This window comes from Tepidimonas sp., assembly GCF_029335975.1.
Classification (GTDB): domain Bacteria; phylum Pseudomonadota; class Gammaproteobacteria; order Burkholderiales; family Burkholderiaceae_C; genus Tepidimonas.
The window spans coordinates 1-9,024 of record NZ_JARJMT020000049.1 but is presented as its reverse complement, the minus strand read 5'-3'; the positions used below and the strand labels follow the sequence as shown (position 1 = coordinate 9,024).

Annotated in this window: 9 protein-coding genes and 1 pseudogene; 6 read left to right on the top strand and 4 right to left on the bottom strand. The window is 68.1% G+C overall.

The window, feature by feature from the left end; genetic code table 11:
* A partial coding sequence (locus tag P3W97_RS02730; protein WP_300843540.1) for a DEAD/DEAH box helicase occupies nt 1–651 on the bottom strand: 651 nt, incomplete at its 3' end.
* A 247-nt stretch (nt 652–898) separates the two neighbouring features.
* Here P3W97_RS02730 and ettA point away from each other — a divergent pair.
* On the top strand, nt 899–2,563 hold the full coding sequence (ettA, locus tag P3W97_RS02725) for an energy-dependent translational throttle protein EttA (protein WP_300843538.1): 1,665 nt from the start codon (nt 899–901) through the stop codon (nt 2,561–2,563).
* Nucleotides 2,564–2,646: 83 nt separating this feature from the next.
* Complete coding sequence (locus P3W97_RS02720; protein WP_300843545.1) at nt 2,647–3,165, top strand: DUF1415 domain-containing protein; 519 nt, start codon at nt 2,647–2,649, stop codon at nt 3,163–3,165.
* Nucleotides 3,166–3,240: 75 nt separating this feature from the next.
* On the opposite strand, the gene P3W97_RS02715 is transcribed toward P3W97_RS02720, so the two are convergent.
* Entirely contained in the window at nt 3,241–3,732 is a 492-nt protein-coding gene (locus P3W97_RS02715) for a YqaA family protein (protein ID WP_300843536.1), read from the bottom strand.
* A gap of 131 nt (nt 3,733–3,863) precedes the next feature.
* Here P3W97_RS02715 and dusB point away from each other — a divergent pair, with 131 nt between their 5' ends.
* The 3 genes from dusB to purH are packed head-to-tail and all read left to right on the top strand — an operon-like array spanning nt 3,864 to nt 6,815.
* Nucleotides 3,864–4,922: a tRNA dihydrouridine synthase DusB gene (gene dusB / locus P3W97_RS02710; protein WP_300843534.1), complete on the top strand. Its 1,059-nt coding sequence runs from the start codon at nt 3,864–3,866 to the stop codon at nt 4,920–4,922.
* Nucleotides 4,923–4,937: 15 nt separating this feature from the next.
* A complete protein-coding gene (locus tag P3W97_RS02705) occupies nt 4,938–5,183 on the top strand; it encodes a helix-turn-helix domain-containing protein (RefSeq protein WP_300843532.1) in 246 nt (81 codons plus the stop codon).
* Between the two features lie 45 nt (nt 5,184–5,228).
* Nucleotides 5,229–6,815 carry a bifunctional phosphoribosylaminoimidazolecarboxamide formyltransferase/IMP cyclohydrolase gene (gene purH / locus P3W97_RS02700; RefSeq protein WP_300843530.1) on the top strand — a complete coding sequence of 529 codons (1,587 nt, stop codon included), beginning with the start codon at nt 5,229–5,231 and terminating at the stop codon, nt 6,813–6,815.
* 19 nt (nt 6,816–6,834) lie between these two features.
* On the opposite strand, the gene P3W97_RS02695 is transcribed toward purH, so the two are convergent.
* Nucleotides 6,835–7,611, bottom strand: coding sequence for an SAM-dependent methyltransferase (locus P3W97_RS02695; RefSeq protein WP_300843542.1), 777 nt, complete (start codon nt 7,609–7,611; stop codon nt 6,835–6,837).
* Nucleotides 7,612–7,634: 23 nt separating this feature from the next.
* Nucleotides 7,635–8,237: a Maf family nucleotide pyrophosphatase gene (locus P3W97_RS02690; RefSeq protein ID WP_300843528.1), complete on the bottom strand. Its 603-nt coding sequence runs from the start codon at nt 8,235–8,237 to the stop codon at nt 7,635–7,637.
* Nucleotides 8,238–8,503: 266 nt separating this feature from the next.
* On the opposite strand from P3W97_RS02690, the pseudogene P3W97_RS02685 reads away from it, so the two are divergent.
* Nucleotides 8,504–9,024: pseudogene (locus P3W97_RS02685) on the top strand (S49 family peptidase); the annotation flags it as partial.

Genomic DNA, 9,024 nt, shown 5'->3' with positions numbered 1-9,024 from the left:
GGTGTTGGGTGGCGTGACCTGGATGTGCCGCGGCTCGCGCAGCAGGCTGGCGGCCAGCGCCTTGATCTCGTCGCTGAAGGTGGCCGAAAACAGCAGGCTCTGCTTGTTGGCCGGCAGCAGCGCCAGCACCTTGCGCACGTCGTGGATGAAGCCCATGTCGAGCATGCGGTCGGCCTCGTCCAGCACCAGAATTTCGACCTTGGACAGGTCGAGGTGGCCCTGTTCGGCCAGGTCCAGCAGCCGGCCCGGCGTCGCGACCAGAATGTCCACGCCTTTGGCCAGCTTTTCGATCTGGGGATTGAGGCCCACGCCGCCAAACACCACTGCCGATTTGAGTTTGAGGTGCTTGCCGTAGGCTTTGACCGAGTCCTCGACCTGAGCGGCCAGCTCGCGGGTGGGAGTCAGCACCAGTGCCCGGATGGGGCGGGGCTGGCCGCGCTTGGGTGTCTCGCCGCGCGAGGCGAGCAGATGCAGCATCGGCAGGGTAAAGGCCGCTGTCTTGCCGGTGCCGGTTTGGGCACCGGCCAGCAGGTCATGTCCGGCCAGCACGGCGGGGATGGCCTCGGCCTGGATGGGGGTGGGCGTCTCGTAGCCCTGCTCGCGCACGGCCTCGACGAGGGCCGGCAGCAGTTGAAGTTCTTCGAATGTCATGTGAAAGTCGGGCGCCCATGCCGGGGCGCGCGGCATCGGCCCATGCCATCGGCTAGCGGATCGGTCGATCCTGCGCACCAGTCGAAGGCTCAGTCAAGGGCAGATGGGGTCAGAAGGACGAGCCGGGACGCGACTGCAAGGCCCGACTACGCGAATTGTTGCATAACTGGGATAATTCTCAGATACCCGGGCCACGATCCCGGGACATTTTTTTCACGATCCGTTGTTTTTCCGAGGGTAGCCCGCGATGGCCCAGTATGTTTTCACGATGAACCGTGTCTCCAAGACCGTGCCGCCCAAGCGGCAGATCTTGAAGGACATTTCGCTGAGTTTCTTCCCCGGCGCCAAGATCGGTGTGCTGGGACTCAACGGCGCTGGTAAGTCCACGCTGCTCAAGATCATGGCTGGGGTGGACAAGGAGTTCGAGGGCGAGGCCGTGCCAATGCCCGGCATCAAGATCGGCTACCTGCCGCAGGAGCCGCAGCTCAACCCCGAGCAGACCGTGCGCCAGGCGGTGGAAGAGGGCATCGGCGGCGCGCTGGCGGCCAAGAAGCGACTGGAGGAGGTCTATGCCGCCTATGCCGAGCCAGACGCCAATTTCGACGCGCTGGCCGCCGAGCAGGCGGAGCTGGAGGCCATCATCGCTGCCGCCGGCAGCGAAAACACCGACCTGCAACTGGAACTGGCCGCCGATGCGCTGAACCTGCCGCCGTGGGATGCCCAGATCAAAAACCTCTCGGGCGGCGAGAAGCGCCGCGTGGCGCTGTGCCGGCTGCTGCTGTCCAAGCCCGACATGCTGCTGCTGGACGAGCCGACCAACCACCTGGATGCCGAGAGCGTGCACTGGTTGGAGCAGTTCCTGCAGCGCTTCCCCGGCACGGTGGTGGCGATCACGCACGACCGCTACTTTCTCGACAACGCGGCGGAGTGGATTCTGGAGCTCGACCGCGGCATGGGCATCCCGTACAAGGGCAACTACTCCGAATGGCTGGAGCAAAAGGAGCGCCGGCTGGAGCAGGAACAAAAGTCCGAGGATGCGCGCCGCAAGGCCATGAAGGAGGAGCTCAAATGGGTGCGCTCCAACGCCAAGGGTCGCCAGGCCAAGAGCAAGGCGCGATTGCAGCGCTTCGAGGAGCTCAGCGACTACGAGTACCAGAAGCGCAACGAGACCAACGAGATCTTCATCCCCGTCGCCGAGCGGCTGGGCTCACAGGTCATCGAGTTCAAGAACGTCAGCAAATCGTTCGGTGACCGGCTGCTGATCGACAACCTCTCGTTCAGTGTGCCGGCGGGTGCCATCGTCGGCATCATCGGTCCCAACGGCGCGGGCAAGTCCACCCTGTTTCGCATGATCCAGGGTGTGGAAAAACCCGACAGCGGCGAGATCATCATCGGCCAGACCGCCAAGCTCGCCTTCGTGGACCAGAGCCGCGACAGCCTGGACGGCAGCAAGACCGTCTGGGAGGACGTCTCCGGCGGGCTGGACAATATCACCGTGGGTAAGTTCGTCATGCCCAGCCGGGCGTATCTGGGCCGCTTCAACTTCAAGGGCAACGACCAGCAAAAGCGTGTTGCCGATCTGTCGGGCGGCGAGCGCGGCCGGCTGCATCTGGCCAAGACCCTGGCGAAGGGCGGCAATGTGCTGCTGCTGGACGAGCCCTCCAACGATCTGGACGTGGAAACCCTGCGTGCGCTGGAGGATGCGCTGCTGGAGTTTGCCGGCAGCGCGTTGGTCATCAGCCACGACCGTTGGTTCCTCGACCGCATCTGTACGCACATCCTGGCGTACGAGGGCGACAGCCAGTGGTACTTCTACGACGGCAACTTCACCGAGTACGAGGCCGATAAGGTGCGGCGCCTGGGTGAAGAGGGGGCGCGCCCGAAGCGCGTGCGCTTCAAGTCGCTGGCCTGACCGTGGCTGCCGCGCCCGTCCCCGCTCCCGGCGCTGCCGCCGTCTCGCCCGGTGCGCCCGACGTGCCCGCGGTCGAGGCGGCGATGCGCCGCTGGATCGAGCGCGCCGTCATCGGCCTGAATCTGTGCCCGTTCGCCAAGGCGGTCTGGGCCAAGGGTCAGGTGCGCATCGCGGTCAGCCAAGCGCGGCATCTGGACGCCTTTCTGGACGATCTGGACGCCGAGCTGCTGCGGCTGCGCGACACACCGGCCGAGGTGCTCGACACGACGCTGCTCGTGCATCCGACGCTGTTTCCGGATTTCTTCGTCTTCAACGACTTTCTGGACGTGGTGGACCGGGTGATCGAAGAGCACGGGCTGGAGGGGGTGGTCCAGGTTGCCCCCTTTCACCCGGACTTCGTGTTCGACGGCGTCGATCCAGGCGACATCACCCACGCCACCAACCGCGCGCCCTATGCGACGCTGCACCTGCTGCGCGAGGACAGCGTAGCGCGCGCCGTGGCTTCGGGCGACCCGGTCGAGGCGATCGTCGAACGCAACCTGCAAACCCTGCGTGAGCTTGGGCCGCAGGGCTGGCAGCGCCTGCTCGACGCGGGCGAATGAGCACGAATCTTCGCGGTTCCTGGGTCCATGCTGGCGCGAGATGGGCCCCCTGCGGCCGAGGCGCTGGACGCTCCATCAGCCCATCAGCCCCGACCAATCCCCGGGTACCAGCCACAGCAGCCCGGCGGTCATGACCACATAGCGTGCGCATTTGCCCACCGCCATGTAGAACACACAGGGCCAGAACGGGAATTTCAGCCACCCCGCCACGGCGCACAGCGGATCGCCCACCACCGGCAGCCAGCTCAGCAAGCAGGCCTTGGGGCCAAAGCGCTGCAGCCAGTCCAACGCGCGCAAATGCGTCGGCGAGCCGCGTGCACGGTCGATGGCCGCGTGCGCTCCGTAGCCCATGGCCCAACTCACCGTGCCGCCCAGGGTATTGCCCGCGGTGGCCACCAGGATGGTTGGCCAAAACAGCTCGGGGTTGAGCTTGATCAGCGCGAACACCGCAGGCTCCGACCCCATGGGCAGCAGCGTCGCCGAAATGAACGCCACCACGAACACCGTCACCAGGCCCACTTCAGGCAGGCTCAGGGTGTGCAGCAGAGACGCGATCCAGGCATTCATGGGGGGTAGCTCGGTAGCGCTGCGCAGTATAGACGGCGGGGCAGGGCTGGGTGCTGGGCGCTCGGGGTTCCGGTGGGGGTACAATGCTGCCCAATTTTTCAGCAACCCTATTCTCCCCCCGTCCGCATCTCATGACCGGCGGCCTGGCCCTTGGCCCCTATGTATTGCCCAACCGCCTGTTCGTCGCGCCGATGGCGGGTGTGACGGATCGGCCGTTTCGGCGCCTGTGCAAGCGGCTGGGCGCCGGCTACGCGGTCAGCGAGATGATCACGTCGCGCCCAGAGCTGCAGGCCAGCCTCAAGACCGCGCGGCGTGCCAATCACGACGGTGAGCCGGGGCCGATCGCGGTCCAGATCGCTGGCACCGACCCAGCGATGATGGCCGAGGCGGCGCGCCACAACATCGACCGCGGCGCGCAGATCATCGACATCAACATGGGCTGTCCGGCCAAGAAGGTGTGTCACAAGTGGGCTGGCTCCGCCCTGATGCAGGACGAGGCGCTGGCGACGGCGATCATCGAAGCGGTGGTGGCCGCGTGCGCGCCGCACGGCGTGCCGGTGACACTGAAGATGCGCACTGGCTGGTGCGCCGCGGTGCGCAACGCCCCTCGATTGGCGCGCATCGCCGAGGACGCCGGTGTACAGATGCTCGTGATCCATGGCCGCACGCGCGAGCAGGGCTACGGCGGCGCGGCCGAGCACGATACGGCCGCGTTGATCAAGACGCTGGTGCGCATCCCGGTGGTGGCCAACGGCGACATCGACAGCCCACAGGCGGCCGCGCGCGTGCTGCGCGCCACTGGCGCCGATGCGGTGATGATCGGCCGCGCGGCGCAGGGGCGCCCGTGGCTGTTTCGCGACATCCTGCACGAATGGCGCACCGGCCAGGCGGCGCCGCCACCCACCACCGCCGAGCTGCGCGACTGGCTGCGCGAGCATCTGCTGGATCACTACGCGCTCTATGGCGAGCACAGCGGTGTGCGCAGCGCGCGCAAGCATCTGTTGTGGTACCTGCGCGCGCTGGGCGGCCCGCGGGCGGCCCAGCAGCGGCTGCGTGCGGCCGTCATCGCCGCCAAGCGGGCTGAGCAGCAGCTGCGGGCGCTGGAAGATTTCCTCGACGAACGTGACGCCGCGCCAGCTGGCGCGCCGATGGCCCTGCCCGAATCCGAGGCTGCGCTGCTGGCGGCCTGATGATCCCGACCCCCTATGGATACGCCCTCTGCCCACCTGCCCGACTGCGTGCGTGCCAGTCTCGAAGCGTATTTCGCGGCGCTCGGTGACACCGAGCCGGCCAACCTGCACGACATGCTGGTGCGCGCCGTGGAAAGGCCGCTGCTGGAGATGGTGATGGCACGCGCGCGCGGCAACCAGTCGCGTGCCGCCCAGTGGCTGGGGCTGAACCGCAACACGCTGCGCAAAAAACTGCTCGAGCACGGCCTGCTCGACGGCTAACCCAAGCCTGCCGATTCTCTGCAACTGCCCCCAAGGACCCCGACAATGAGAGCCCTGATTTCCGTCTCCGACAAGACTGGCGTGCTGGAGCTGGCGCGCGCGCTGCATGCGCTGGGCGTGCAGCTGATCTCCACCGGCGGCACCGCCCGTCTGTTGGCCGAGGCTGGGCTGCCTGTCACCGAAGTGGCCGACGTGACGGGTTTTCCGGAAATGCTAGACGGCCGCGTCAAGACGCTGCACCCCAAGATCCACGGCGGGCTGCTGGCGCGGCGCGACATGCCGGCGCACATGGCGGCGCTGGCACAGCACGGCATTGCCCCGATTGACCTGCTGGTGGTCAACCTCTACCCGTTCGAGGCCACGGTAGCGCGCCCGGGCTGCACGCTGGCCGATGCGATCGAGAACATCGACATCGGCGGGCCGGCCATGGTGCGCTCGGCGGCGAAAAACTGGCGCGATGTCGCGGTCCTCACTGACCCGGCGCAGTACGCCCCGGTGCTGGCGGAGCTCAAGGATGGCGGGCGCATCAGTGACGCCACGCGCTTGCAGCTTGCGGTGGCGGCGTTCAACCGCATCGCGCAGTACGACGCGGCGATCAGCCACTACCTGTCGGCACTGGACCTGTCGGCCGGTGTGCCAGCGCCCGAGGCCGAGCCCGCGCGGCAGCTGTTCCCGGGGCAGTTCAACGCGTGCTGGACCAAGGTGCAGGACCTGCGCTACGGCGAAAACCCGCACCAGCAAGCGGCCTTCTACCGCGACCCGGATGCGCCGGTGGGGTCGCTGGCCACCGCTCAGCAGTTGCAGGGCAAGGCGCTGTCCTACAACAACATCGCCGACGCAGATGCGGCGTGGGAGTGCGTCAAGGGCTTCGAGGCGCCCGCCTGCGTCATCATCAAGCATGCCAACCCGTGTGGCGTGGCCATTGGCGCGACGGCACAGGAGGCTTACCGCAAGGCGTTCCAAACCGACCCGACGAGCGCCTTCGGCGGCATCATCGCTTTCAACCGCCCCTTGGACGGTCAGGCGGCGCAGGCGGTGGCCCAGCAGTTTGTCGAAGTGCTGATTGCACCGGACTTCGCGCCCGAGGCGCTGGCGGTGTTCAAGGCCAAGGCCAATGTGCGCCTGCTGCGCATCGCGCTGCCGACTGACGTGGCCGTCACGCGCAACCCGCTGCACCTGCAGCGTGTGGGCGGTGGCGTGCTGGTGCAGACTGCCGACCACCATGTGCTGCGGCCCGAGGACTTGCGCGTCGTCACGCGCCGCCAGCCCTCGGCACAGGAGCTGCAGGACCTTCGCTTTGCCTGGGCGGTGGCACAGTATGTCAAGAGCAACGCGATCGTCTTCTGCAAGGACGGCATGACGATGGGCGTGGGCGCCGGGCAGATGAGCCGACTGGACTCGGCGCGCATCGCCAGCATCAAGGCACAGGCCGCGGGGCTGAGCCTGCAGGGCACGGCGGTGGCCAGCGACGCGTTCTTCCCGTTCCGTGACGGGCTGGATGTGGTGGTGGATGCGGGGGCCACCTGCATCATCCAGCCAGGCGGCTCGGTGCGCGATGCCGAGGTGATTGCCGCCGCCGACGAGCGCGGCGTGGCGATGGTCTTTACCGGCGTGCGCCACTTCCGCCACTGACGGCGGGCGGGCCCTCGATTCAGTGGCCCAGGACGAACACGGCCGGCAGATCGAGCGGCAGGGGGGGCGGCTGGCGGCGCCAGTCGGCCACACGCGCGCTGTGCACGGCTTGCATCGGCAGGCCCAGGCCGCAGGCCAGTGCCAGCCGCGTGTCGGGTGGCAGCACTTGCAGCGCGGTTTGCAGCAAGGCGGCGTTGCGGTAGGGCGTTTCGATGAAGATCTGGGTCTGGCCCAGTCGGCGCGCGGCGGCTTCCAGCTCGCGCAGGCGCGCTGCGCGTTCCCCCGTGCCTTGCGGCAGGTAGCCGACAAAGGCAAAGTGCTGCCCGTGGCAACCACTGGCGGCCAGCGCCAGCATCAGCGACACCGGGCCGCTTAGCGGCACCACGCGCAGGCCCAGGGCATGGGCAGCGCGCACCACGGCGGCCCCGGGGTCTGCAACCGCGGGCATGCCGGCCTCGCTCACCAAACCAATGGCGTGGCCCTGCAGCGCCGGTGCCAGCCATTCGCGCGCCTGGGTATCCGTCCCCCGGTGGCGGTCGCCGTGTTTGTGCCAATCGCGCGGCAGCTGGGTGATGGTGTGCTGCTGCAGCGGGGCCGCCAGGGGCTCCACCGCCTGCACGCGCTTGAGGAAGGCGCGCGTGCTCTTGGCGTTTTCGGTGATCCAGTGCGTCAGGCGGGCCGCCGTCGCCAGGGTCGAGGCGGGCAGGGCCTCGCGCACGTCCGGCTGCGGCGCGCAGCCAAAGTCCAGTGGTGTGGGCACCAGGTAGAGCGTGCCGGGCGAGGTCGCATTGGACATCCCGGTCTCGGGGGGCGTCATGCTCATGGCAGCGTTACCCCGGCAGCGCGCAGCAGCCGTGCGGTGCGGATCAGCGGCAGGCCGATGAGGGCGGTGGGGTCATCGCTGACGATGGCCTCCAGCAGGGCAATCCCCAGCCCCTCACTCTTGGCACTGCCCGCACAGTCGTAGGGGCGCTCGACACGCAGATAGCGCTCGATCTCATCGTCACTCAGGTCACGAAAACGCACTTCGACCACGGCCAGATCATGCGCCGCATAGCCGCTGGCTCGACACACGACGGCCAGTGCGGTCTGAAAACGCACCGTCCGCCCACGCATCGCGCGCAACTGTGCCACTGCAGCCTCGTGCGTGCCGGGCTTGCCCACAGCGCTGCCGTCCAAATCGGCGACCTGGTCGCTGCCAATCACGATGGCCTGCGGATACCGTTGGGCGACCGCCTCGGCCTTGGCGCGGGCCAGGCGTTGCGCCAGGCGGGCCGGGGGCTCACCCAGCAGAGGGGTTTCATCCACTTCGGGGGCAGCGGTCTCGAAGGGCAGGCGCAGCCGGCTCAACAGCTCGCGCCGGTAGGGTGAGGTGGAACCCAGCACGATGGGCCGGGTCAGGGCAGGGGCGAAAATCTCCATCGGCGTATTGTCGCTGCCGCCGCGCGATGTCGGGTCGCAACCGCTGAGGTGAAGTGGGCGCCCGGGCGAGCCCCATCATGGGTTGGGGACGATATGGAGGGGCCCGTGGCCCATCGGCGGCGCCCCAGGGCGGGGATCGAGCCGCACGCGGAGTGCCGTGTGGGCGAGCCGGGGCGTGAGCCTTGTTCGCCATTGCGACCGGGCGTGCGACACGCTGCTATTTTCGCGGTCACAATACGAACTTTCACCGTTGCCTTCAGAACGCCATGACGCCATCCGAAACCCCGCCACCCGCGCCAGCCATCGCCTCCGATGCCGTCTCGTCGCCTGCGCCTGCGGCCGACCCGGCCGGTCAGGGGTGGGAGCGCGCTGTGCTCGAAAAGCTCGCCTTCGCGGCGCTGCAAGAGCAGCGGGCCGCCCGGCGTTGGCGCAACGTCTGGCGGCTGGTCTGGCTGCTGGCGTTCGGGGCCGTGGCGTGGCTGCTGTACCGCGACGTCGTGCCACCCACGCCCACCGCCACACCGCACACGGCGCTGATCGAGCTGCGCGGCGAGATCGGGCCGGACGCCGAAGCCAGTGCCAGCAACATCGTGTCGGCGCTGCGTTCCGCGTTCGAGGATCCCGGTGCGCAAGCCGTCGTGCTGTTGATCGACTCGCCCGGCGGCAGCCCGGTGCAGGCCGGCATCATCAACGACGAAATCTGGCGTCTGAAAGCAAAGCACGACAAGCCCATCTATGCCGTGGTGGAGGAGACCTGCGCCTCGGCCGCCTACTACGTGGCTGCGGC

Coding starts and splice junctions, on each gene's coding strand:
- ettA (WP_300843538.1), top strand. CDS start 899: ATGGCCCAGTATGTTTTCACGATGAACCGTGTCTCCAAGACCGTGCCG.
- P3W97_RS02720 (WP_300843545.1), top strand. CDS start 2,647: ATGCGCCGCTGGATCGAGCGCGCCGTCATCGGCCTGAATCTGTGCCCG.
- P3W97_RS02715 (WP_300843536.1), bottom strand. CDS start 3,732: ATGAATGCCTGGATCGCGTCTCTGCTGCACACCCTGAGCCTGCCTGAA.
- dusB (WP_300843534.1), top strand. CDS start 3,864: ATGACCGGCGGCCTGGCCCTTGGCCCCTATGTATTGCCCAACCGCCTG.
- P3W97_RS02705 (WP_300843532.1), top strand. CDS start 4,938: ATGGATACGCCCTCTGCCCACCTGCCCGACTGCGTGCGTGCCAGTCTC.
- purH (WP_300843530.1), top strand. CDS start 5,229: ATGAGAGCCCTGATTTCCGTCTCCGACAAGACTGGCGTGCTGGAGCTG.
- P3W97_RS02695 (WP_300843542.1), bottom strand. CDS start 7,611: ATGTCCAATGCGACCTCGCCCGGCACGCTCTACCTGGTGCCCACACCA.
- P3W97_RS02690 (WP_300843528.1), bottom strand. CDS start 8,237: ATGGAGATTTTCGCCCCTGCCCTGACCCGGCCCATCGTGCTGGGTTCC.